Annotated in this window: 24 protein-coding genes; 16 read left to right on the forward strand and 8 right to left on the reverse strand. The window is 54.3% G+C overall.

What is annotated here, in order from left to right:
• Window positions 1-80: 80 nt before the first annotated feature.
• Entirely contained in the window at window positions 81-557 is a 477-nt protein-coding gene (gene greB / locus P9J57_RS01800) for a transcription elongation factor GreB (protein WP_014604849.1), read from the reverse strand.
• Between the two features lie 163 nt (window positions 558-720).
• Window positions 721-969, reverse strand: coding sequence for an exopolysaccharide production protein YjbE (yjbE, locus tag P9J57_RS01805; protein WP_014604850.1), 249 nt, complete (start codon window positions 967-969; stop codon window positions 721-723).
• Window positions 970-1504: 535 nt separating this feature from the next.
• On the opposite strand from yjbE, the gene ompR reads away from it, so the two are divergent.
• Entirely contained in the window at window positions 1505-2224 is a 720-nt protein-coding gene (gene ompR / locus P9J57_RS01810) for an osmolarity response regulator transcription factor OmpR (RefSeq protein WP_001157751.1), read from the forward strand.
• Window positions 2221-3585: a two-component system sensor histidine kinase EnvZ gene (gene envZ, locus P9J57_RS01815; RefSeq protein WP_013027520.1), complete on the forward strand. Its 1365-nt coding sequence runs from the start codon at window positions 2221-2223 to the stop codon at window positions 3583-3585. The genes ompR and envZ overlap by 4 nt, the downstream gene beginning before the upstream one ends.
• Before the next feature lie 38 nt (window positions 3586-3623).
• Here envZ and pckA read toward each other — a convergent pair whose 3' ends face one another.
• From pckA to P9J57_RS01840, 5 genes are all read right to left on the reverse strand, one after another.
• Entirely contained in the window at window positions 3624-5243 is a 1620-nt protein-coding gene (pckA, locus tag P9J57_RS01820) for a phosphoenolpyruvate carboxykinase (ATP) (protein WP_019106462.1), read from the reverse strand.
• A gap of 280 nt (window positions 5244-5523) precedes the next feature.
• On the reverse strand, window positions 5524-6390 hold the full coding sequence (gene hslO, locus P9J57_RS01825; RefSeq protein WP_013027518.1) for an Hsp33 family molecular chaperone HslO: 867 nt from the start codon (window positions 6388-6390) through the stop codon (window positions 5524-5526).
• Window positions 6391-6435: 45 nt separating this feature from the next.
• On the reverse strand, window positions 6436-6837 hold the full coding sequence (gene hslR / locus P9J57_RS01830; RefSeq protein ID WP_210476312.1) for a ribosome-associated heat shock protein Hsp15: 402 nt from the start codon (window positions 6835-6837) through the stop codon (window positions 6436-6438).
• Window positions 6834-7499, reverse strand: a complete 666-nt coding sequence (yrfG, locus tag P9J57_RS01835) for a GMP/IMP nucleotidase (protein ID WP_370607164.1) — start codon at window positions 7497-7499, stop codon at window positions 6834-6836. The genes hslR and yrfG overlap by 4 nt, the downstream gene beginning before the upstream one ends.
• Window positions 7500-7555: 56 nt before the next feature.
• A complete protein-coding gene (locus tag P9J57_RS01840; RefSeq protein WP_013027515.1) occupies window positions 7556-9691 on the reverse strand; it encodes an intracellular growth attenuator family protein in 2136 nt (711 codons plus the stop codon).
• A gap of 382 nt (window positions 9692-10073) precedes the next feature.
• Here P9J57_RS01840 and nudE point away from each other — a divergent pair, with 382 nt between their 5' ends.
• Window positions 10074-10640, forward strand: a complete 567-nt coding sequence (gene nudE / locus P9J57_RS01845; protein ID WP_013027514.1) for an ADP compounds hydrolase NudE — start codon at window positions 10074-10076, stop codon at window positions 10638-10640.
• A 55-nt stretch (window positions 10641-10695) separates the two neighbouring features.
• Here the strand turns inward: nudE and mrcA are convergent, their stop codons facing one another.
• Entirely contained in the window at window positions 10696-13248 is a 2553-nt protein-coding gene (gene mrcA / locus P9J57_RS01850; RefSeq protein WP_014604852.1) for a peptidoglycan glycosyltransferase/peptidoglycan DD-transpeptidase MrcA, read from the reverse strand.
• 116 nt (window positions 13249-13364) lie between these two features.
• Between mrcA and pilM the strand changes: the two genes are divergently transcribed.
• The 13 genes from pilM (at window position 13365) to P9J57_RS01915 (ending at window position 24811) form a co-directional block, all read left to right on the forward strand.
• Complete coding sequence (gene pilM, locus P9J57_RS01855; RefSeq protein ID WP_145032864.1) at window positions 13365-14168, forward strand: type IV pilus biogenesis protein PilM; 804 nt, start codon at window positions 13365-13367, stop codon at window positions 14166-14168.
• Window positions 14168-14710, forward strand: a complete 543-nt coding sequence (locus tag P9J57_RS01860; RefSeq protein WP_014594783.1) for a PilN domain-containing protein — start codon at window positions 14168-14170, stop codon at window positions 14708-14710. The genes pilM and P9J57_RS01860 overlap by 1 nt, the downstream gene beginning before the upstream one ends.
• On the forward strand, window positions 14703-15191 hold the full coding sequence (locus P9J57_RS01865; RefSeq protein ID WP_210476314.1) for a HofO family protein: 489 nt from the start codon (window positions 14703-14705) through the stop codon (window positions 15189-15191). The genes P9J57_RS01860 and P9J57_RS01865 overlap by 8 nt, the downstream gene beginning before the upstream one ends.
• Window positions 15178-15570 carry a HofP DNA utilization family protein gene (locus tag P9J57_RS01870; protein WP_014604856.1) on the forward strand — a complete coding sequence of 131 codons (393 nt, stop codon included), beginning with the start codon at window positions 15178-15180 and terminating at the stop codon, window positions 15568-15570. Before P9J57_RS01865 ends, P9J57_RS01870 begins: the two co-directional genes overlap by 14 nt.
• Window positions 15503-16774, forward strand: a complete 1272-nt coding sequence (gene hofQ / locus P9J57_RS01875) for a DNA uptake porin HofQ (RefSeq protein WP_072006666.1) — start codon at window positions 15503-15505, stop codon at window positions 16772-16774. The genes P9J57_RS01870 and hofQ overlap by 68 nt, the downstream gene beginning before the upstream one ends.
• Window positions 16775-17137: 363 nt before the next feature.
• Window positions 17138-17659, forward strand: coding sequence for a shikimate kinase AroK (gene aroK, locus P9J57_RS01880; RefSeq protein WP_013027507.1), 522 nt, complete (start codon window positions 17138-17140; stop codon window positions 17657-17659).
• A gap of 38 nt (window positions 17660-17697) precedes the next feature.
• Window positions 17698-18786, forward strand: a complete 1089-nt coding sequence (gene aroB / locus P9J57_RS01885; protein ID WP_028724390.1) for a 3-dehydroquinate synthase — start codon at window positions 17698-17700, stop codon at window positions 18784-18786.
• Window positions 18787-18857: 71 nt separating this feature from the next.
• A complete protein-coding gene (locus tag P9J57_RS01890) occupies window positions 18858-19910 on the forward strand; it encodes an SPOR domain-containing protein (protein WP_042677748.1) in 1053 nt (350 codons plus the stop codon).
• A gap of 96 nt (window positions 19911-20006) precedes the next feature.
• The gene (dam, locus tag P9J57_RS01895) at window positions 20007-20819 is read left to right on the forward strand and encodes an adenine-specific DNA-methyltransferase (RefSeq protein ID WP_013027504.1); all 813 of its coding nucleotides are present in this window, start codon (window positions 20007-20009) and stop codon (window positions 20817-20819) included.
• Window positions 20820-20885: 66 nt separating this feature from the next.
• Window positions 20886-21569 (forward strand): ribulose-phosphate 3-epimerase, encoded by a 684-nt coding sequence (gene rpe / locus P9J57_RS01900; protein ID WP_014594778.1) that lies wholly within the window; start codon window positions 20886-20888, stop codon window positions 21567-21569.
• Window positions 21553-22230 carry a phosphoglycolate phosphatase gene (locus tag P9J57_RS01905; RefSeq protein WP_019106456.1) on the forward strand — a complete coding sequence of 226 codons (678 nt, stop codon included), beginning with the start codon at window positions 21553-21555 and terminating at the stop codon, window positions 22228-22230. The genes rpe and P9J57_RS01905 overlap by 17 nt, the downstream gene beginning before the upstream one ends.
• A 17-nt stretch (window positions 22231-22247) precedes the next feature.
• The gene (gene trpS / locus P9J57_RS01910) at window positions 22248-23252 is read left to right on the forward strand and encodes a tryptophan--tRNA ligase (RefSeq protein ID WP_013027501.1); all 1005 of its coding nucleotides are present in this window, start codon (window positions 22248-22250) and stop codon (window positions 23250-23252) included.
• Window positions 23253-23527: 275 nt separating this feature from the next.
• The gene (locus P9J57_RS01915) at window positions 23528-24811 is read left to right on the forward strand and encodes a cytosine deaminase (RefSeq protein WP_013027500.1); all 1284 of its coding nucleotides are present in this window, start codon (window positions 23528-23530) and stop codon (window positions 24809-24811) included.
• The last annotated feature ends 7 nt before the right edge of the window (window positions 24812-24818 follow it).

Consider the following 24818-nt stretch of genomic DNA (forward strand, 5'->3'; position numbering starts at 1 on the left):
GGTTGAGAAATAGCCGATAGTTATACGGATTGATGGCTGAAATTGCCAGAGAAGCGGCCTGCTTTCAGCGATATTCTGAATCAGCCTTCAACATAGCTAATTTCATTGACATACCAGCATGCCGGGCCCGCTGGCGTTTCTACTACCGCCGCGTCGCCGACGGCCTTTTTTAACAGCGCCCGCGCCATGGGCGAGTCAATTGAGATGTAATCCTTGCGGCCAAAAATCTCATCGTAACCCACGATACGGAAGCGCTTCACATCGCCGTCATCGTTTTCGACTTCAACCCAGGCGCCAAAAAATACTTTGCCATCCTGCTGGGGTGAATAATCCACAATGCGCAGTTGCTCAATGCTCTTGCTCAAATAGCGCACGCGGCGGTCAATTTCACGCAGGCGTTTCTTATTGTATTGATAATCCGCATTTTCGCTGCGGTCGCCGAGGCTGGCGGCCCAGGTCACTTTTTTGGTGACTTCAGGTCGCTCTTCACGCCACAGGTGATCGAGTTCAGCTTTTAAGGTGTTGAAACCTTCTCGGGTAATCAGTCGGGTTCTCATGGTACAAGCCGGTCAAATCGAAAGAGGATCAGTGTAAAGCAAATCGTGCGTGGCGAAAAAGAGGTGGGAAAAGGGTTTTTTACCTGTTAAAAAACCCTTATACGGCGATGACAGAGGAGGGAGCTGTCATATCCAGACCGGTGCGGTTCCGTGGCGGCAGGAATTACTTACCGGCTTTGGTCGAGGTGGTCGTCGAGGTGCTGCTGTTGGTGCCGTCACCGCCGCCGCCGCCAGCCGTTGCCAGTCCAACGCCCAGCAGAGCGGCGACTGCGCCAATACCAATCGCGTTGGAGTTACCCTGAGCGGTGGTCGTTGCCTGTGCGCCCGCGGCTTCACCGGTTGCGGTTGCGGCATAAGTCTGACCGACGCTGGCCAAAGCCAGTGCGCTCAGCAGTAAAATCGTTTTTTTCATTATGGTTTCCCCGTAAAGCGGCAAGTTGGTGTCGCTATAGTGTGGGTGAAATCCATTGGGCCGCAAAGCGGGCTTTACTGTTTGATTTATCTCTCTTTACCTGCAGATGGCCTTGTTCGGGAGGCTTCTCAAACTAATCCGAGAGAGGTCGCGTATTAACCTGTTTTTTTTCCGAATATTATGCTGTTATCAGTCTAAAAAACCGGACTATACGGGATTCGTCGTCAGATACGAACGTCATTTAAGTCAAATTTTCCGGCAAGCGCTTGAATTTGCAAGTGCTGTGCCACGGTGTGCCGCGTCTAAACCAGTGAATAGCGGAATTTTACCCAATATTTCAGATTTGCCGTATTCTGTTCAACGCCGTGGTCATTACGCAGCTTGCCCGGCCGTCAGACCAAAATTTAAATATAAGCTGCTGTTTAATATGCTTTGTAACAATTTTGACTAGAATATAAACCATTAAACACTGTCACTGTGCCGCATCTTTTTTTAACAATATCGGCTCAGGCAATAGCGCCTTTGGGAGTTAAAAATGCAAGAAAACTACAAGATTCTGGTCGTCGATGACGATATGCGTTTACGTGCACTATTAGAGCGCTATCTTACCGAGCAGGGCTTTCAGGTGCGCAGTGTCGCCAACGCCGAGCAGATGGACCGTCTGTTAACCCGCGAATCCTTCCATTTAATGGTGCTTGATCTGATGCTGCCTGGCGAAGATGGTCTTTCCATTTGCCGCCGCCTGCGCAGTCAGAGCAACCCGATGCCTATCATTATGGTGACCGCCAAGGGCGAAGAAGTGGATCGCATCGTTGGGCTGGAAATCGGTGCTGACGACTATATTCCAAAGCCGTTCAACCCACGTGAGCTGCTGGCGCGTATTCGTGCGGTATTGCGCCGTCAGGCCAATGAACTGCCCGGTGCGCCGTCTCAGGAAGAAGCGGTCATCGCTTTTGGCAAGTTCAAGCTTAACCTGGGCACGCGTGAGATGTTCCGTGAAGACGAACCTATGCCGTTGACCAGCGGTGAATTTGCCGTTCTCAAGGCGCTGGTAAGCCATCCACGTGAGCCGCTGTCGCGCGATAAGCTGATGAATCTGGCCCGTGGTCGGGAGTACAGCGCCATGGAACGTTCTATCGACGTACAGATTTCCCGCCTGCGACGCATGGTGGAAGAAGATCCGGCCCATCCACGCTACATCCAGACCGTTTGGGGCCTGGGCTATGTATTTGTTCCGGACGGCAGTAAAGCATGAGGCGGCTGCGCTTCTCGCCACGAAGTTCATTTGCACGCACCCTGTTGTTGATCGTTACCTTGCTGTTCGTCAGCCTGGTAACGACCTACCTGGTGGTGCTGAACTTTGCCATTCTTCCCAGCCTGCAACAGTTTAATAAAGTCCTCGCCTACGAAGTGCGTATGCTGATGACCGACCGTTTACAACTGGAAGATGGTACGCAGCTGGAAGTGCCGCCCGCTTTTCGTCGCGAAATTTATCGTGAACTGGGTATTTCGCTTTATACCAATGCGGCGGCAGAGGAGAGCGGACTGCGCTGGGCGCAGCACTACAAATTCCTTAGCGATCAGATGGGCCAGCAGCTTGGCGGCCCGACAGACGTTCGCGTCGAGGTCAACAAAAACTCCCCTGTTGTCTGGCTCAAAACCTGGCTATCGCCCGACATTTGGGTACGGGTGCCGTTAACGGAAATTCATCAGGGTGATTTCTCGCCGCTGTTCCGCTATACCCTGGCGATAATGTTGCTGGCGATAGGCGGCGCATGGCTTTTTATCCGCATCCAGAACCGCCCGTTAGTCGATTTAGAACATGCCGCATTACAGGTGGGCAAGGGCATTATTCCCCCACCATTACGTGAATACGGTGCGTCAGAGGTGCGTTCGGTGACGCGCGCGTTTAACCAAATGGCGGCGGGCGTTAAGCAGCTTGCCGATGACCGCACTTTGTTGATGGCGGGCGTCAGCCACGATTTACGCACCCCTTTGACGCGCATCCGGCTCGCGACGGAAATGATGAATGAACAGGATGGCTACCTGGCAGAGTCGATTAACAAAGACATCGAAGAGTGCAATGCCATCATCGAGCAGTTCATCGATTACCTGCGCACCGGGCAGGAGATGCAGACTGAGCTGGCCGATCTTAACAGCGTGCTGGGCGAAGTAGTGGCCGCAGAAAGCGGTTATGAACGTGAAATTGAAAACGCCGTCATGGCAGAAGAGCTCATGCTGGAGATTAATCCCCTTTCGATTAAGCGCGCCCTGGCTAACCTGGTGGTGAACGCGGCGCGTTACGGCAACGGCTGGATCAAAGTCAGCAGCGGACGCGAGCTGCATAGGGCCTGGTTCCAGGTTGAAGATGACGGTCCCGGCATTAAGCCGGATCAGCTGGCGCATCTCTTTCAGCCATTTGTGCGCGGTGACAGCGCACGTAGCACCAGCGGCACGGGCCTTGGGCTGGCGATCGTCCAGCGCATTATTGATGCGCATCAGGGTTCGCTAGAGATCGGTGACAGTGAACGCGGCGGATTACGTATCCGTGCCTGGTTACCCTTAGCGGAAAGCCCGGAGTCGGGCGCCAACAACAGCAACCTTGCACTGAGTTAAACAGCAGCGGCGCGGCCTGTTAAGCCGCGCCGCTGTGATTAACGCTGAGGACCTGCTTTTACCAACGCGGCACCGGCCGCATTATCGGTATATTTTTCAAAGTTAGTGATAAAGCGCTGGGCTAAATCATCTGCCGCCGCGTGCCACTTCTCTTCGCTTTCCCAGGTACGACGTGGGTCGAGCGTTTCGGCATCCAGATCGCCCAACGTTTTTGGCACCTGCAGGTTAAATACCGGCAGCGTTTCCGTTGGCGCATCGTCCAGTTCACCGGCCAGAATGGCGTTGATGATGGCACGGGTATTTTTCAGTGAGATACGCTTGCCACTGCCGTTCCAGCCCGTATTAACCAGATAAGCCTGCGCGCCCGCCGCTTCCATGCGTTTCACCAACACTTCTGCATACTGTGTAGGATGCAGCGTCAGGAAGGCTGCGCCAAAACAGGCTGAGAAGGTTGGCGTTGGCGCCGTTACTCCGCGCTCCGTGCCTGCCAGCTTCGCTGTAAAGCCCGACAGGAAATGATACTGAGTCTGCTCTGGCGTCAGTCTGGAGACGGGCGGCAGCACGCCAAAGGCGTCGGCGGTCAGGAAAATGACTTTCTTCGCATGGCCTGCTTTGGAAACCGGCTGAACAATATTGTCGATATGGTTAATCGGATAGGACACACGGGTGTTTTCGGTTTTGCTGCCGTCAGCAAAATCGATGCTGCCGTCTTCACGTACCACGACGTTTTCCAGTAAGGCGTTACGACGAATGGCGCGATAGATTTCCGGCTCAGCCTGTTCAGAAAGGTTAATCGTTTTCGCGTAACAGCCGCCTTCAAAGTTGAACACGCCGTCATCGTCCCAGCCGTGTTCGTCGTCACCGATTAACTGGCGGTCCGGATCGGTAGAAAGCGTGGTTTTACCCGTGCCGGACAGTCCAAAGAATACCGCGACATCGCCTGCTTTACCCACGTTGGCGGAGCAGTGCATAGAGGCAATGCCCTTCAGCGGCAGCAGATAGTTCATCACCGCGAACAGCCCCTTCTTCATTTCTCCGCCGTACCATGTGCCGCCAATCAGCTGCATACGTTCGGTCAGGTTAAAGGCAACAAAGTTCTCGGAATGCAGCCCTTGTGCCTGCCAGTCAGGGTTGGTGCATTTAGCCCCATTCATCACTACAAAATCGGGCGTGAAGTTATCCAGCTCAGCCGCGCTCGGTTGAATGAACATGTTTTTGACGAAATGCGCCTGCCAGGCAACCTCGGTAACAAAACGCACGCTCAGGCGTGAATCCGGGTTAGCCCCGCAGAAGGCATCAATAACGAACAGACGCTTCCCTGAGAGCTGCCGGGTCACGCATTTTTTCAGCGCCTGCCAGGTTTCCTGGGACAGGGGCTGATTATCGTTCTTTCCGGTTCCTTGATCGTTCCACCACAGCGTATCGCGCGTGGTGTCATCACGCACAATGTACTTATCCTTGGGCGAGCGCCCGGTAAAAATCCCGGTATCAACGGCGATTGCGCCGCTCTGCGTCAGGGTGCCACGCTCAAAACCTTCGAGCTCCGGACGCATCTCTTCCTGAAATAGCGTAGCGTAATCAGGGTTATGAACCACCTCAGTGGTATCGGTGATGCCCAGATCGGCAAGGGCTTTCGAGGTCAGGCCGTTAACGCGCATTTTACTGCTCCTTAAATCGGTGTCTGTTCTGTAGGGCAAAGAGAGTTTGGGATCGCGTCCTTAAAATGCCACAGAGTGAGGGGCGGAGACGCGATCGCGCGCAGTTTACGCTACTGTGCCAGGCGAGAAAGGCTTGTTCGTTAAAAATGAGACTTAGGGCGCGTTAAGGATATGTTTCGAACGTTTTTAAGATGTTATGAAAGTAAAAAAAGATAATTTGCTAAGTAAATTAATGGCATAGCAGTGAGGCAGGCAGGGCGGCATAACCGCCCTGGTCCGATCAGTGAAGTCGATTGCTGTTCTCAACGGAGTTGCTGCGGATCCCGGCAATGTCTACCGCATCGAATACGTAATGCGATCCACAATAGTCGCAGTTCATATCGATTTTGCCATCTTCTGCAATGATCTCGTCAACTTCTTCCTGCGGCAGGGTTTTCAGCACTTCGCTACAGCGTTCGCGTGAACATGTGCATTTATAAACAACCGGCTGCGGATCGTAAACGGTCACCTCTTCCTGGTGATAAAGCCGCCACAGGACATCGGTTGCAGGCAAATCAATCAGCTCTTCGGTTTTAATGGTTTCTGTCAGCGTCGCCAGATGCTCAAAGTCATCTTTACTCGTGTCCTGAGCCGGTAGGACCTGCAGCAGAATCCCGGCTGCGCCTGCGTCGCTGGTGCGGATAAACAGTCGGGTCGGCAATTGCTCGGAGCGCATAAAGTAGTCTTCCAGACAGTCGCTCAGCGTGTCACCTTCCAGTCCTACCACGCCCTGATAACGCTCGCCCTTTTCAGGCGTGATGGTGATAACCAGATAGCCGTTACCCACCATGCTTTTGAGCGTGCTGTCGTCAGGAATGTCACCTTTCATGCGGGCGATGCCACGTAACTCCTGCTGATTATTACCATTGATCACGGCTAAGGTCAGGGGGCCATCGCCTTGAAGCTGCACGGTAATTTCACCGTCAAATTTAAGCGTGGCAGTCAGCAAGCTGGTTGCCACCAGTAACTCCCCCAGCAGCGTTTGTACGGCTGGCGGGTAGTCGTGATTTTTAAGGATAGCGTGCCAGGTGTTTGAAACATTAACCAGTTCGCCGCGGACGGCAGCATTTTCAAACAAATAGCGGCGCAGTTGATCTTGTACAGACATAGTTTTTCTCTCTTTTGGCGGACGATAACCGGCTCAGTAGCCGGTTTACTCATCGCCCGATAACTTAAACTTCATCAAATCGCGGCGTTCTTTCTTATCGGGCCGGCGATCGGGATGGGGCATGGTCAGCGCATTCATCTTGCGTGCCAGAGCCACTTTTTCACGTTTTTCAATACTGGCTTCGGTTTCGCGGTAAAGCAGCTGTGCTTCACTGGCGGGGCGCCGCTGCTCGCTGATTTTGGCAATGACGACCGTTCGCTCCTCATTGCCCTGACGCAGGGTTAACTCAGCATCCCGTTCGACCAGTTTACTGGGTTTACTCCGCTGACCATTGTAATGAACCTTGCCACCTTCAATCATTTCGCGCGCAATCGAGCGGGTTTTGTAGAACCGTGCCGCCCAAAGCCATTTATCAAGACGAACGCCTTCGTCGGGTTTCTCTTTCATTGCAGCTCCCAGAACGGAATCAGTGTGCGGTAGTCGCTGATCGCACAGTGACGCTGAAAGTGTTGTTCAGGACGGCCAGAGTCAGGATTACTGACGCCCAGGCACCAGCCGATTCCCCATGATTTGGCGGCATCGAGGATGATTTCGCTGTCATCGATGAACAATGTCCGCGATGCATCAAAGCCAGTGTGCTGCTCAACCGCCTGCCACAAACGCTGATCTTCTTTCGGATAGCCAAAGGTATGGGTGGAAAGCAATAAATCAAGGTGTGGTGCTAAAGCTGTCTGTTTGAGTTTCACATCCAGATTCCAGGGATGCGCATTGGTCAGCAGGATGGTGCGCTTACCCGCGCGACGCAGTGCCTGTAGAAAAGGCAGCGTATCCGCGCGGATACTGACCCGGTGACGTTGTTCCCAGGTCATGGCATGAATGTCCAACTGCAACGCCTGTGACCAGTAATCCAGACAATACCAGTTTAGCGTATGCGCTACGGCCTGATATTTTTCTTCAATAATCAGCCGGGCCTGAGCAGCAGGGATGCCGCGTTGGGTGCTCAGGATGTCGGGGACATGCTCCAGCCAGAAAAAGCGGTCAAACGCCAAATCAAGCAGCGTGCCGTCCATATCGAGCAGCACGGTGTCAATGTCGGACCCGTTGAACATCATGGCAATTCACCCGTTGCTTGTCAGCGCAACAGGGTAGCACAGTTGCAGGTGGCTCAGAATATGGAGCGCACGCCCTGTATAGTGTTAAGCGAGGGATTAAAGCACTTATCGTAATACTGCTGGATAGCAAGCATTCGCTGGCGGTTAAGATGGATGCGCCGCAGTGCCAGCAGACCGTTGGTAATGGCGCAGGTCAGCAACACGATAAGCAACAGTGCGGCGCCCAGATAGCGCCATTTTGCCATGGCGTCAGGCTCATTGTGCAGGGCGATATGACGCGTGCCGTTGGCATCGGTATAAATGCCGGTAATGATGCCTGTAGCGCTAAACGGTGTGTGCAGCAACAAGGAGGACAGACGCTGCAGCTCTTGCCACTGCGAACCCGCATCCAGATCAAACAGAGGAACGGCGGGCTGAGGCTGATTGACGAGCTGATGCCCTTCATCACTGGCGATAACAAACCCGCCTGGCGGTGGGCTGTTCAGGTTCTCTGCGGCGCGGCGCGTTTCGCGGAAGAAGAAGGTAGAGGTTGCCGTGTGCACCAGGTTTTCCAGCGCCTCCGCACTGACCGGACGCAACAGGACATTCATCCCGTTTAGCTGGCCAGAATCGGCACGGCTGACTAAGGTGTCCCAGTCTTTGGCATTCCCCAGATTGACCAGCGCATTTTTGAGTCGCATACAGTCCTGTGCCTGATTGCAAAGCGCCTGCGTTTTTAACACGAGGTCCGAAAAGTCATCCAGCAGAATCATGCCTGATTTCTGAATCGCCGACGCTAACTGTGGGTTCAGTTTGGGGTCGGTGTTCGTTTCAGGATGGAGCTGCCTGGTGGTGGTGTCCAGCAACGCCGAGGCTTTCTCAATAATATCTGAGTGGGGCAGCGGCAGCGGTGTGGCGTTATTCCAGTAAATTTGCGAGCAATCGAACGGCATATAAGTATAGGTGCGGTTGCTTTGGTAGTTATCCGGTACCGCACACATACCGGTTCCGGTGACCTTAAGGCTGTCGCCTACTTTAAGATCTTCACGACTCAGTTGGTTTACGCTATTCACATCCAGGCTCTCCGTCCCTTTAGCCCATGCCAGACTGAGTTTAATGGGCATACTGAGGGGGATCCAGGTGATCAATAAGGCCAGAACAATCAGCGAGCCAACGGCAAGAACAACATTTTTCCGCCAGCGCTGTAGCGGAAAATTCCTTACCTCGTCCTGAAGGGAAAGGAAGCGCCCCTGGCGTACTACCTGACGATTCAGATAAATATCGACATCCGTTACCTGACCAAGATCGTGCGCGACGTAAGGCTGCCAGTGTGCAGGATAAGCCAGATCGATGATCCCCAGCGTAATGTTGCTCTGCTCCTGATTTGACTCCCCAAACAGGCCCCAGCGCTTAGGGGCCCCGCGCAGGCAGTGAATTTCGCGCAGGCCATTTTCACCCGGTACGCGATACATCAGCCACAGGCTGGCGACAATCATCATGCCAGCAAGGACGGACAGCCAGATCATCAGGCTCGCGGGCAGCAGCAAACCAATAAAAAACAGCAGCAGGGCAAATGAGATAATTACGGCTTCGCGCGTACCATCGGGACGAGACAGTCGGTATTCTTCCAGCGTTTCTTTGCGTACTCGTACCAGCTCGACGTTTTCACTTTCGGCTTTACGGATCGAGGCGTTGGTGGAGGACGGACGTATCAGATTGGGTAGCGACTGCTGATCGATAGCGTAATCCACCAGAGAATGCCCGTTCAAAGAGATGATCAAGGGGATCGACTGGGTGCGGATTAACTCAACGTAGTTTTCGTCCGTAATATACTGTTCCCACAGCGGCGGCAAATGCACTTCGACTTCATCGAGGTAGTAGCGCCACTTATGCGGATCGTCCGTGGAAAGGCCATAACGAGTTATCGCCCGCGTAACAGGGTAAACGTTGTTGCTTTGTGCCGTGAGCACCAGTTTTTCATGACGACGACGGGTTTCACCCGGGCTGAGGATACGGGGCTGTTTTTCCAGTGCGGCAAGGTATTGTTCAACCGCCTTGCGCTCCCGCTCAGAGAGTTTACGGCAGGGCGGACTAATGAATGGCAGCGGTTTCGCCAACGGCGGCCTGCGCCGCATAGCGTACCAAAATCCAATACCTGCCAGAATTGAACAGGTTAGCACTACGGCCAATATAATAATTATTGTGCTCATGCTTTGCTCAATTCAGCCAAAATACTGCCTTCACTTTAAACTTATTATCCCCAGATGCGCCGGATAGTTAAGACGACTTATGGGAGGTTAAACAACGCTGACAAGTTTAACAATAAACGAAATAGTAATGTAAATCATTTAATTAGGCGTTATTACATCACACATTGCCAGAATAGTAACCACAGTGCACAGGTTATTGTATCGGCATTGTCTGAATTTTGACGTGAGATATTGACTAACACAAATTTTTTGTACCTGAGAAACCAATGTTATCGTAGAAAAACAACATACGCTTCGCGTGCGCCTTGAGAGTCGCACAATGGCGGAGGGTTAGGTATGCTAATTCGTTCCTGAGTGCTGGCGCAGCAAGTTTGAGGCTGATATGAGAAAGTCGTTAAAAAAACCGGACATCCTCAATGTAGAAACCGTGGCGAAGTCACGATTGTTTACTGTTGAAGCGGTAGATCTGGCCTTTAGTAATGGCGCACGGCGTATCTACGAGCGCATGAAGCCCTCGGAACGTGAAGCGGTGATGATCGTGCCGATTATTGACGATCACCTGGTGCTGATTGAAGAGTACGCGGTGGGCCTGGAGAGCTACGAACTGGGCTTTCCAAAAGGCTTAATTGATCCGGGTGAAACCGTAAATCAGGCTGCCGATCGGGAACTTAAAGAAGAAGCGGGATTTGGTGCGGGTCAACTGACCACCCTGGGCAAACTGACCCTGGCGCCGTCCTACTTTTCCAGCAAGATGAATATTGTGGTGGCGGAAGGGCTTTATCAGGAGAAGCTGGAAGGCGATGAGCCTGAACCGCTGGTCGTCCATCACTGGCCGTTGAGCAATCTGCTGGCTTTGCTGCAGGAGCCTGATTTTCGCGAGGCACGTAACGTCAGCGCATTGTTTATGGTGCGTGAGTGGCTGGTGAAGCAGGGACGTATCAGTTATTGATGGGCCGTAAAAGCGGTTTTCGGTGAGCAGGGGCGACTTGCGCCGCCCCTGAAGATTAAAACAGTTCGTGGCTCTCGCCATTATCCATGATGGTTGTCCCTGCATCATGTACCGAATACTCGGTTGGCTGAGTACCATTGATAAAGTATTCTTGGCGCGTATTGCCCCCGCCGTTGGCCAGTTTGCCGGTGCTGCGATCGATAGTAACCGTCACAATCCCCTCTGGTGGCGTCAGCGGCTGCACAGGAACGCCCTCCAGGGCAACCTTCATGAAGTCATCCCAGGCAGGCTGTGCACTCTTCGCGCCGCCCTCGTAACCCGAGATCTGATCGGGAATGGCGCCGGAAAGCGTACTGCGGCCCAGATCGCGGCGCGCATCGTCAAAACCAATCCACACCGAGGTCACCACGCCAGGCCCGTACCCCGAGAACCAGGCATCTTTGGAACTGTTGGTTGTCCCCGTTTTACCACCAATGTCATTACGTTTCAGGTCGCGGCCGGCACGCCAGCCTGTTCCCATCCAGCCCGGTTCGCCAAAAATGTTACTGTTCAGCGCGCTCTTAATCAGGAATGACAGCGGTGTATTAATCACATGTGGCGCATACAGCTGTTCGCCACCTGACTGTGGCTGTGCAGGTACCTGCTCCAGCTCAGGCTGCGGCACCGTCTGGTTTTGCTGCTGAGCGGAAGGCGCAACGTTCTCAACGCTTTCGGCGTTCAGCGCCAACGCTTTTTTGGTTTCACCGTAAATCACGGGCAGGTTGCACTGTGGACAGGCAATTCTCGGTTTTTCTTCGAAAACGGTTTGTCCCTGCTCATTTTCAATCTTGCTGATGAAGTAAGGATCAATCAGGAAACCGCCATTCGCCATAACCGAGTAGCCGCGCACGACCTGCAGAGGCGTAAACGAGGCTGCACCAAGGGCCAGCGATTCGGTATGCACAATATTCTGAGCCGGGAAGCCAAAGCGCTGTAGGTACTCTGCAGCATAGTCCACGCCCATCGCACGCATCGCACGCACCATCACCACGTTTTTCGACTGGCCAAGGCCCTGACGCAGACGAATCGGACCATCGTAGGTCGGCGGGGAGTTCTTCGGACGCCAGTCAGCCCCGGCACCCGCATCCCAGCGGGAAATAGGAACGTCATTAAGAATGGATGCCAGGGTTAATCCCCGATCCATCGCGGCCGTGTAGAGGAACGGTTTGATGTTCGAACCGACCTGGCGCAGGGCCTGGGTGGCGCGGTTAAACATGCTTTGGTTAAAGTCAAAACCGCCCACCAGTGCACGCACGGCACCGTTGGCAGGATCCAGCGAAACCAGTGCCGAGTTAACATCCGGCACCTGGCCCAGCCACCATGTCTCACCGACCTGGCGCACCCAAACCTGCTGGCCCGGCTGCAGAACCTGAGTAATGCTCTTAGGGGTTGGCCCCTGCGCCGTGTCCGACTTAAAGGCACGCGCCCAGCGCACGCCTGCCATGGTCAGCGAGACGTTGCTGCCATCTTTCATCATAACGGTGGCTTCATCGCTCTGGACATGTGTGACCACGGCCGGGTGAAGCGGGCCGTATAACGGCAGGTCTTTTAACGCCTTAACAATTTGCGCCTGTCCCCACGCGGGCTCGCCAACTTTCCACAGCACGCTGGTAGGGCCGCGGTAGCCGTGGCGCATATCGTAGGCCATCACGTTATTCCGAACGGCCTCCTGCGCGGACTGCTGCAGACGACGTGTGACGGTGGTATAAACCTTGTAGCCATCGGTATAGGCGTTGTTGCCATAACGTTTTACCATCTCCTGACGCACCATCTCACTCAGATAAGGCGCAGCGAAGACGATTTTAGGCCCATGATAAGTGGACACTAAAGGCGTATTACGTGCTTCATCGTACTGTTGCTGGGTGATGTAGTGCTGATCCAGCATGCGGGCAAGGACGACGTTGCGGCGTGCTACCGCACGGCTGTGCGAATAAAGCGGGTTAAACGTCGAAGGCGCTTTAGGCAGGCCTGCGATGGTCGCCATTTCACTTAATGACAGCTCATTGACAGGCTTACCAAAATAAACCTGTGAGGCTGCGCCCACGCCGTAAGCCCGATAGCCGAGATAGATTTTATTCAGATACAGCTCAAGAATTTCGTCTTTATTCAGCAACTGCTCGATGCGAATCGCCAGGAAGGCTTCCTTTATCTTACGCATCAGGGAGCGTTCCGGACTCAGGAAAAAGTTACGCGCCAGCTGCTGGGTAATCGTACTGGCACCCTGAGAGGCATGACCTGACACCAGCGCAACGCTGGCAGCACGAAAAATCCCGATGGGATCCACACCGTGATGCTCATAGAAGCGGCTGTCTTCCGTGGCAATGAACGCTTTGACCATTTCAGGCGGAACCTGTTGCAGGCTAAGCGGTATACGGCGCATTTCACCGTACTGAGCGATAAGATCGCCCTCAGCGCTGTAAACCTGCATAGGGGTTTGCAAACGCACATCTTTCAGCGTGTTAACGTCGGGCAGCTGTGGCTCAATGTATTTGTACAAACCATAAATCGAGCCAGCTCCCAGCAAGATGCAACACACTGCAAGGATCAATAAATACTTTACGAACTTCACCTGAGATTTCCCATCTGTTGTCGTTTGGGCAGTTTATAAGCAACCGCGCAGTAGTATAAAGGCAAGCCAGACGCTTTGATATGTCCATTTTTCTGGACGATAAGGAGATCGCGCGCATGACTTTGCACACCTGGCAAATTGGGCTGGATATCCAGAACAGGCAGTGCTGCGCCATTGCCATCCTGCGTCGCCGCCAGGGCTGGCAGTTATGCCACTGGTGGCAGCAGCGGCTGGCGCAAGATACGTTAAGAAACGGCGTGCTGCAATCTTCCCCTGAATTGCTGACCGTGTTAACCCGCTGGCGCAAGCGCTTGCCTCTGCGCTACTCACTGCGTGTGGGCCTGCCTGCCCAGCTGGTATTGCAGCAGCCGCTTTCCCTTCCCGAACTGCCGTTAAAAGAACCCGCATTAAGCCGTTTCATCCAGGCGGCGGCCCAACGCCTTTTTCCCGTTGACGTGCGCGAACTGGCGCTGGATTACCGTCTCGATCCCACCCATAACCAGCTGTGTATTACGGCAGCCCGGCTTGATGTGGTGCAACAGTGGCTGGCCCCGCTGACGCAGGCAGGACTCAAGCCCCGCGTGTTTGAACTGGCTACGCATGCGCTAAAAATGGTGACTGAGCAGGCGCAATTAGCAGCGGGAAGTGTAGTGGTTTTACGACAGGATGCACGTTACCTGTGGAGTGACGGCATCAGTGCAGCATCTTTGGCTGAAGTGGACGGGTTATCGGCTCTGCGTGAGCAGGCCTTTCCGCAGGCAAGCCACCTGTTTTATTGCGATGCCGACAACCTCTCGTCTCCTGAGGGTACGCGTCCTTTTTCACCCTTCCAGCCACTTCGCTATCAGCCGCCTTTACCTGACAATCCCGGTGCGTTCGCGCTGGCAACCGGGCTGGCGCTGCGAAAGGAGGATCGCTGATGGTGGCGGTTAATCTTTTACCCTGGCGGGCGTGGCGCTGGCAGCGTCAACGGTGCCAGAGCATTATCGCGCTGGGCCTGACATTACTGCTCTTAACGCTGGCGGTGCTCCTGTTGTACTGGCAGGAACATCAGGCTCTCATTCATGTCCGGCGGCAGCATGCTCAACTCAGTCCTGTTCTTGAGCGCCTTGTTGCGCGAGCAGAGCAGCAAAAACATCTGCTGCAACAGCTGGACGGGTTGCAGCAACAGCGTATCTGGCTTCGTCAGCAGTCCAGGCAATTCAGCGTCTGGCAGCAGCTTTGGCAGGACCTGCCGGTCATGCTGCCCGATGGGCTGTGGTTAACGCGGCTGGAAAAGCACGATGCGCAGTTGCTGCTGGAGGGCAGGGCACTGCAAATGCAGGCTATCCGCCATTTTCGTCAGCGCTTAACGGGCGTGGCTTTTTTTGCACATATTCGGCAGGGCAATGTGCAGCGCCAGCCAGAAGGGGATTACCACTTCACGCTGCGCATTACACTCAAGGAGGAAGTCAGTGAGTAACGCTATGCAGCACTGGTTACAGTTAACCTGGCCGCTTCGCTATCTCAGCCTGCTTGCGGCAGCCTTTGGGCTGTTCTTTGTTGCCTGGTGGATGCTGTTGCAGCCGCAGCGGCGGGTAACGCACGAAGCCCGGTTTCAGTTGGCGCAGCAGCAGCAGCGGGTGCAACAGCGGCAGTTTCAGCTGGCTCAGCATCCTGACATTGCGACATTACAGGCTCAGTTGGTGCTGGAAACGGCAAGACAACCTGCAGCGCCACGCATGCTGGAGGCCATCATCGCGGAGCGGGGGACGCAGTTAATGCAGTGGCTTACTGATGAAGAGCCGCGGGTGCTGACGTTCCACCTGCAATGGGTGCAGTTTCAACCGCTGTTTTCAGCGTTGTCGCAATCAGCGACGGCATTTCCGGGGCGTTTTCAACTCACCGCACATCCGGCGCATCTGGTCGCGCAACTCTGGCTGCAATCCGATGAAGCCCGTTAGCGTCATCCTGGTATTGCTCTGCTGCGGCGCCGTTCATGCGCGCGATCCTTTTCGTCCTCTTCCCGGTACGGCTTGTCTGGCAGACGTTGAGCCGCTCAGCGAATGGCGCTTACAGGGCATTGTGGGTCGTGCGCCGAGGTTTCAGGGCTGGCTGGTGACGCCGCAGGGTCATGGCGTGAAAGTTCTCAGCGATCGCCCTTTCCCGATGGGGCCGTGGCAAACCGTGCAGTTCACGTCGCGTACCCTTGAGCTGTCAGTACCGGGCAGTTGTTCATCTCAACGTTTCACCTTTCGTCTCAAAGGAAGCCTGCATGATAAGGACAGCGATTCTGACGTGGCTGGTGCTATGCCTGATGCCCGCTCACGCCAGCCACGATGACGGCTTAAGCCTGGCATTTGATGATGCACCTGTTGAACGTGTTTTGCAGGCGCTGGCTGATTATCAGCACATTAACCTGATGATTTCGCCTGAGGTTGAGGGAAGACTGTCATTGCGGCTGGAGAATGTACCCTGGCAACAGGCGCTGTCGCTGGTCGGCCGTATGGCTCGCCTGACCTTACTGGAAGAGGAGAACGTTCTGCTGGTTTATCCTGAGAGCTGGCAGCAGCAACGGCATGAGGCCGAAAAGGCACAACAGGCCGAAGCTTTACAGCAACAGCCGCTCCAACAACGCAGGATCCCCCTGCACTATGCCAGTGCCAGCGACGTCCATCGCAGCCTGCAGAGTGAACGGCCATCGCTGATGACCGCGCGCGGCAGTGCAACGGTTGACAGCCGGACCAACAGCCTACTGCTGCGCGACAGCCCGTCGGCGCTTGAGGAGACTGCGCGCTGGATACGTGCACTGGATGTCCCGCTGGAGCAGGTGGAACTGGCGGCGCATATCGTCACCATCAGCGAAGAGCACTTGCATGAACTGGGCGTCAACTGGCGGCTGTATAACGAAGGCGACGTCATAAATCGTGCATTACGTCATCCTTTACTTGATATTCCATTGGGGCTGAATTCCCACGACGTGTCTGTGGGCGTCACGCTGTCGCGGATTGGCGGCAAACTTCTGGATTTAGAACTCAGCGCTCTGGAGCAGGAAAATCAGGTGGAAATTATCGCCAGCCCGCGCTTGTTTACCTCCCACCAACAAACGGCATCCATTAAGCAAGGCACTGAAATCCCTTATGAAGTCTCTGCCGGCAATAGCGGAGCGACCAGCATTGAGTTCAAAGAGGCGGTGCTGGGCATGGAGGTCACGCCTGCCGTTTTAGGCAATGGCCGCATTCAGCTCAAAATACGCATCAGTCAGAACGTGCCGGGTCGGGCGGTTCAGACCGGCGATTCACAGGTTTTGTCCATTGATAAGCAGGAAATTGAAACTCAGGTCACGGTCAGTGACGGGCAAACGCTGGCGCTGGGGGGAATTTTTCATCAGCAGCGCACTCGCGGGCAGCGCCAGGTTCCGCTGCTCGGTAATCTTCCTGTTGTGGGCAGCCTGTTTCGGCAGCATGCAGAAGAGCAGAGAAAACGTGAGCTGGTCATTTTCATGACGCCGCGATTGGTCAGGGAAGCAGCGCTTTCGGCACGATAAAACGGAAAATGTGCCCATAAAGTCCAACTGCGTTGACGCAGGGCTGGAATTAGCTTACAAGGTTTAGCGATTTTTAACACGTTGTAAGCGTCTTTGTTGGAAAAACCAGGCAAGCAGATGAAAGAATTCCTCTGCTCGCCGTGATGTCACAACGCTGTACTGACGCATTACAGTTTCGCGAACGACGGGCCAATTCAGAAATGGATGTGCTGTAAGCAATATAATCGGTTGCCAAACAGCCTTGAGTGTTGAGATAATTTTTCGTCTGACTCTTGCTAACGCTCATGAGGTCTCAGTTCCTGTCCCGCCAGCAAAATGCTGAAAGCGGGGTATCATTAACGAATTCTTAGTAATACCGACAAAATGGCAGAGAAACGCAATATCTTTCTGGTTGGGCCGATGGGTGCCGGCAAAAGCACTATTGGCCGTCAGTTGGCTCAGCAACTCAATATGGAGTTCTTCGATTCCGATCAGGAAATTGAGCGACGCACCGGAGCGGATGTGGGCTGGGTTTTTGACGTTGAAGGCGAAGCTGGCTTCCGCGATCGTGAAGAAAAAATCATCAATGAACTGACCGAGAAGCAGGGCATCGTCCTGGCGACCGGCGGTGGCTCCGTAAAATCCCGGGAAACACGTAATCGTCTCTCCGCTCGCGGCGTCGTGGTGTATCTTGAAACCACTATTGAGAAACAACTGGCACGTACACAGCGTGATAAAAAACGCCCCTTACTGCAGGTAGAATCACCGCCGCGTGAAGTGCTTGAAGCGCTGGCAGGTGAACGTAACCCGCTTTATGAAGAGATCGCCGACGTCACTATCCGCACTGACGATCAAAGTGCAAAAGTGGTGGCGAATCAGATTATCCACATGTTGGAAAAAAGTTGATCCAACGTTTGAAGGCTCTTTGACAGGTATCGAGCATCATGGAGAAGATCACCGTTTCACTGGGGGAACGTAGTTACCCCATCACTATCGCCGCCGGACTGTTTAACGATCCGGCTTCTTTTTGGCCGTTAAAAGCGGGTGACAATGCCATGCTGGTGACCAACCAGACGCTGGCACCGCTCTACCTGGATAAGGTATCGGCTCTGCTGAAGGCGGCGGGGGTGAAAACGGATCAGGTGATTTTGCCCGACGGTGAGCAGTATAAAACGCTGACCGTGATGGATCAGGTCTTTACCGCACTACTGCAAAAACCCCACGGCCGTGATACTACGCTGGTGGCGCTTGGCGGTGGTGTCATTGGCGATCTTACGGGGTTTGCTGCGGCAAGCTATCAGCGCGGCGTGCGCTTTATTCAGGTACCGACAACGCTGCTGTCGCAGGTTGACTCATCGGTTGGCGGCAAAACGGCCGTTAACCATCCTCTTGGCAAAAACATGATCGGCGCGTTTTATCAGCCCGCCTCGGTGGTGATCGATACGTTGTGTCTTCGTTCACTGCCGCCACGTGAACTGGCTTCCGGTCTGGCTGAAGTCATCAAGTATGGCATTATCCTGGACGGTGAATTCTTTCAGTGGCTTGAGCAGAATCTTGATGGGCTTCTGGCACTGGATGAATCTGCACTGGCCTGGTGTATTCGCCGCTGCTGCGAGTTGAAGGCGGAGGTCGTTGCCGCAGATGAGCACGAGCACGGTCAGCGCGCATTACTGAATCTGGGTCATACTTTTGGTCATGCCATTGAGGCCCATATGGGCTACGGCAACTGGTTACATGGTGAGGCGATTGCTGCCGGGATGGTCATGGCGGCGCGCACGGCGCAACGTCTGGGCCAGTTCAGCGCACAGGACACCGATCGCATCATTGCTTTACTGCAGCGGGCCGGTTTACCGGTGAACGGGCCAGTAGAGATGCAGGCAGAGGACTATTTGCCGCATATGATGCGTGACAAAAAAGTGCTGGCCGGTGAATTGCGTCTGATACTGCCGCTGTCCATTGGTCGCGCTGAAGTGCGCGGTGGCGTGGCTCATGATATGGTGATGGCTGCAATTAATGATTGCCAGAAATCTTGATATTAAGCAGGTAAGTGGTGACGCGGCGCGCAGGTGCGCAGTGCGGGATGCCGCTTTACGGAGGAGGCAAAATGGATGAGTTCAAACCGGATGATGAGTTAAAACCTGACGCCAGCGACCGTCGTCCCTCGCGCCCACGTAAATCGTCTTCTGCGACGAAAGCACCGGTATCGCGCCAGCATGTCATGATGGGCGTCGGGATTCTGGTGTTACTGCTGTTAGTGCTGGGAATCGGTTCTGCGCTCAACGGTTCTGACGACAGTAAGTCCTCTTCGGCCAGCGATAATAAGAACGCGCCTGCCAGCGGAGCCGCGGGAACGGGCAGCGAAAAAAATATTGATCTGAGTGGATCTACCGCCATGAGCGGTGGACAAAATGCCGCAGGGACTCAGCCGTCCTCTTCGACAGCGCAGAATGCACCGGGTACGGATTCTTCTGCCGGAGCGACAAATGCGCCACGCGATATTTCTATGCCGCCGGTTGCTTCAACGCCGACGCAGGCAGCGCCCGTTGAAACCCCAGCAAATCAGCAGCGCGTAACGTTACCCGGCGATCTCAACAACGCCCTGACCAATCAACAGCAGCAGGTTGATGGCGCGGTGCAGGGAGCAGAAAACAGCAGCTCACTGCCTACGGCGCCTGCCACGGTTAGCGGCAAAGCCGGTTCAGCGCCAGCAACAACAGGCCGGGCGCCTTCAGGTCAGACCGCGGTCGCCCCACGTCACATGCGTGAGCAACCGGTCAAAACCGCGACTAAGCCCGCAGCCAGCGAACATAAAACCCACACCACGCCAGCGCACACTGCCGCGCATACTGCGCCAGCTAAAGCCACTGGCAGCGGCGCAGCGGCGAGTAAATCGCTGCCTGGCGGCAATTACACTCTGCAGCTGAGCGGTGCCTCCAAAGCAGAAAGCCTGAATGCATGGGCCAGGAAACAGAATCTGAGCGCGTACCATGTGTATAAGACGACGCGCAATGGCCAACCCTGGTACGTGCTGGTGAGTGGTGCGTATGCAACGCCCGCGGACGCAAAACGCGCTGTAGCAACCTTGCCTGCCGCCGTCCGCGCACAGAACCCATGGGTAAAACCGGTCAGTCAGGTCAGGAAAGAAGCCAGCCAATAAATGATGTGGGACCGGCCGTTGCCGGTCCCGTTTTAAGCGCAGATCTGCTGTCGGTTTAACCACAGCCTCACAATAAGATGTAATTACCACGACAGCATGAAAAAAAATCGCGCTTTTTTGAAATGGGCGGGGGGAAAGTTTCCCTTAGTCGAAGAGATCCACCGTTACCTGCCGCAAGGTGATTGCCTGATCGAACCCTTTGTTGGCGCTGGCTCAGTGTTTCTCAACACCGATTTTGATCGCTATCATCTGGCCGATATCAACAACGATCTCATCAATCTCTACAACATCGTGAAAACGCGTACGGCAGATTTTATCCGCGATGCGCGTTTACTCTTTACGCCTGAAGGGAATAACGAAGCCTGCTATTACCAGCTCCGCACTGAATTTAATCTCAGCCAGGACGCTTATCAGCGTGCGCTGCTATTTCTCTATCTTAATCGCCATTGTTACAACGGCCTGTGTCGCTACAATTTACGCGGCGAGTTCAACGTCCCTTTTGGTCGCTACCGCAAACCATACTTTCCGGAAGCAGAGTTACTGTGGTTTGCCGAACGTGCGCAGAAAGCAACGTTTGTCTGTGAATCATACGATGTTACCCTGAACAATGCCCGGAAAGGCTCTGTGGTATATTGTGATCCGCCGTACGCGCCACTGTCCGCGACGGCTAACTTTACGGCTTACCACACCAATAGTTTCAGTCTGCATGAACAGCAGCATCTGGCACAGCTGGCGGCTAAGCTGGCGTCTGAGAGCCAGATTCCGGTACTGATTTCTAATCATGATACTGAGCTGACGCGTTGCTGGTATCAGGATGCCGTGTTACATGTGGTTAAAGTCCGGCGTTCTATTAGCCGAAGCATAACCGGCCGCACCAAGGTCGACGAACTGCTGGCACTCTATCGCTAGTCTGTTTCGTCCGCGGCCAGGGTATTTCGCCAGCAGCGATGCTGGCGCACAACAGTGGAGAATCGGATGAAACAATATTTGCTGGCCCCTTCCATCCTTTCGGCAGACTTTGCTCGCCTGGGTGAAGACACTGCGAAAGCACTGGCGGCCGGAGGCGACGTGGTTCACTTCGACGTTATGGACAACCACTATGTTCCCAATCTGACCATGGGACCGATGGTACTGAAAGCGTTGCGCGATTACGGTATTACGGCCCCAATCGATGTGCATTTAATGGTGAAGCCCGTGGATGCGTTAATTCCCGAGTTTGCCAAAGCCGGTGCCACCTACATTACTTTCCACCCGGAAGCCAGCGAGCATGTTGACCGTACGCTGCAGTTGATCAAAGAGCACGGTTGCAAAGCCGGCCTGGTCTTCAATCCCGCCACGCCGCTCAGCTATCTTGACTACGTGATGGATAAGCTGGATATCATTCTGCTGATGTCGGTGAACCCTGGCTTCGGCGGGCAGTCATTTATTCCCGGCACCCTGGATAAGCTACGTGAAGCGCGTAAGCGCATCGATCAGAGCGGCTACAGCATTCGTCTGGAAGTGGACGGCGGCGTGAAGATTGATAATATTGGCCAGATCGCCGCAGCAGGCGCGGATATGTTTGTGGCCGGTTCAGCCATCTTTGGCCATCCGGACTATAAAAAAGTAATCGATGACATGCGAAACGAGCTGGAGAAAGCCAATGGCTCATTTCACTGATATACGCGCACTGGCGTTCGATCTGGATGGTACGCTGGTCGACAGCGCGCCGGGCCTGGCTGACGCAATCGATCTGACGCTTGCGGATCTGCGTTTACCGGCTGCTGGCGTGGCGCGCGTGTCCACCTGGATTGGTAACGGTGCGGATATCATGATGGCCCGCGCGCTGACCTGGGCGCTGGGGCGTGAGCCACAGCAGGATGAGCAGCGTGATGCGCGAGTGCTCTTTGACAAGCACTATGCCAGTACCGTGGAAGCCGGCAGCACGCTGTTTCCTCAGGTTAAGGAAACGCTGGCAACCCTGCAGGCGCAGGGGATACCGATGGCGATTGTGACCAATAAGCCTACGCCGTTTGTCGCCCCGCTGCTGAAGTCTTTGGGGATTGATGACGCGTTTTCGCTGATTATTGGCGGTGATGACGTCGTAGCGAAAAAACCGCATCCTGCGGCCATTTTTTTGGTGCTGGGTAAATTTGGCCTGCTGCCCGCGCAGTTGCTGTTTGTCGGGGATTCGCGCAACGATATTTTGGCTGCGCAGTCGGCTGGTGTTCCCAATATTGGTATGACCTTTGGCTATAACTACGGCGAGCCTATTGCGACCAGCCAACCCGATCTCACCCTTGACTCTTTTGACGAACTTTTGCCCGCTATCGGGCGGTAATTTATCAGGACATAAGCATGAGCAAACCCATCGTTTTCAGCGGCGCACAGCCGTCCGGCGAACTGACCATTGGCAACTATATGGGTGCGCTGCGTCAGTGGGTGCAGATGCAGGATGATTTCCACTGCATTTACTGTATCGTCGACCTGCACGCGATCACCGTTCGCCAGGACCCGGCAGCACTGCGTAAAGCCACCTTAGATACGCTGGCGCTGTATCTGGCCTGTGGTATCGATCCCGAGAAAAGCACTATCTTCGTTCAGTCCCATGTGCCCGAGCACACGCAGCTCAGTTGGATCCTGAACTGCTACACCTATTTTGGTGAGCTGAACCGTATGACGCAGTTTAAAGACAAATCCTCGCGCTATGAAGAAAACATCAACGCGGGATTGTTCAGCTATCCGGTGCTAATGGCTGCAGACATTTTGCTTTATCAGACGACGCAGGTGCCAGTGGGTGAAGACCAGAAACAGCACCTTGAACTGAGTCGCGACATTGCGAGCCGGTTTAACGCGTTGTATGGCGATATCTTTAAAGTGCCCGAGCCGTTCATTCCTAAATCTGGCGCACGCGTGATGTCCCTGCTGGAACCGACGAAAAAGATGTCTAAGTCGGACGATAACCGCAATAACGTTATCGGCCTGCTGGAAGATCCAAAATCCGTGGTCAAAAAAATCAAGCGCGCGATGACCGACTCGGAAGAGCCACCTGTCATTCGCTATGACATTAAAGAGAAGGCGGGCGTATCAAACCTGCTGGACATTCTGTCAGGCGTGACCGGCAAGCCCGTAACGGCGCTGGAGCAGGAGTTTGAAGGCAAAATGTACGGGCATCTGAAAGGCGCAGTAGCTGATGCGGTGTCCGGTATGCTGACTGATCTGCAGGAACGCTATCATCGCTTCCGTAACGATGAAGCGCTGCTGGAGCAGGTGATGCGTGACGGTGCGCAGAAAGCCCGTGCTCAGGCGCAGGAAACCCTGAAAAAGGTTTATGACGCTGTAGGTTTTGTCGCTCAGCCCTAATCGGCGAGTCGGGCATGTAAACGGCGAGCATAGGCTCGCCGTTTTGTTTTTACCACCAGCGTAATGTTTCGTGCAGGACAGTCCGACAGCGGCGAATCACCTGTCTGGTGCTTATTGATGTACATCAATCGCAGTACGCTATACCTCTTAAGGGAGTGCTGCACGATTCAGCCCATTACCTTAAGTGAGGTCACTGACTTACAAAGTCATCTGGAGCAGGGCAACGCTATCGTGTTAGCTTTAATCAGCAGCGCTTAACGTATCAGGAGCCCGCAATGACAACCGCACCACTTCGATGGATAAACAATCTGCGTCTGCCCACACGTGACGGACTGTGGCAGATAGAAATTGCTGAAGGGAAAATCGTCCGAATGACGGCACAGCCTCAGCAGATATCTGCGGACGGCGCCTCGCTGGATGCGGAAGGTGGCCTGGCCCTTGCGCCTTTTATTGAACCTCATATTCACCTGGATACCACGCAAACCGCGGGAGAGCCAGCCTGGAACCAGTCCGGGACATTGTTTGAGGGCATTGAGCGCTGGGCAGAGCGCAAAGCGTTGCTGAGTCATGAGGACGTCAAACGGCGGGCAATGCAGACGCTTAAGTGGCAAATAGCGAACGGCGTACAGTATGTCCGTACCCATGTGGACGTATCCGATCCCACCTTAACGGCTCTCAAAGCGATGTTGGAACTTAAAGCGGAGATGGCACCCTGGATTGATATTCAGATCGTGGCGTTTCCGCAGGAAGGCATCCTGTCTTATCCCAATGGTGAAGCGCTTCTTGAAGAGGCGCTTCGGCTCGGCGCAGATGTCGTCGGGGCGATTCCTCATTTTGAATTCACCCGGGAATACGGCGTCGAGTCGTTGCATAAAACGTTCGCGCTGGCTAACCGTTATGACCGGCTTGTGGATGTGCACTGCGACGAAATTGACGATGAGCAGTCGCGCTTTGTTGAAACCGTGGCCGCCTTGGCCCACCGCGATGGCATGGGGGCACGCGTGACCGCAAGCCACACCACGGCGATGCACTCCTATAACGGTGCCTACACATCGCGTCTGTTTCGACTCCTGAAGCTCTCCGGGATTAACTTTGTAGCGAATCCGCTGGTCAATATTCATCTTCAGGGTCGTTTCGACAGTTACCCTAAGCGGCGCGGCATTACCCGTGTTAAAGAGCTTCTGGAGGCGGAGATTAACGTCTGCTTTGGTCACGATGATGTGTTTGATCCCTGGTATCCGCTGGGCACGGCCAATATGCTCCAGGTGCTGCATATGGGGCTACATGTGTGTCAGCTAATGGGCTATGAACAAATTAATGCCGGGCTCGATCTCATCACCCATCACAGTGCCAAAACGATGAATCTTGCAGAATACGGCATTCAACGCGGGCATGACGCCAGCTTGATTATCCTGCCAGCGGAAAACGGCTTTGACGCGGTGAGAAGACAGGTACCGGTGCGCTATTCGCTGCGTCGCGGAAAGGTGATAGCCGAGACTCAGCCTGCGAAAAGCGCAATCTGTTTAGAACAGTGGGAAGACGTGACGTTTAAACGCTGAAAGGCGA

Source organism: Pantoea sp. nfd-35, from assembly GCF_056892255.1.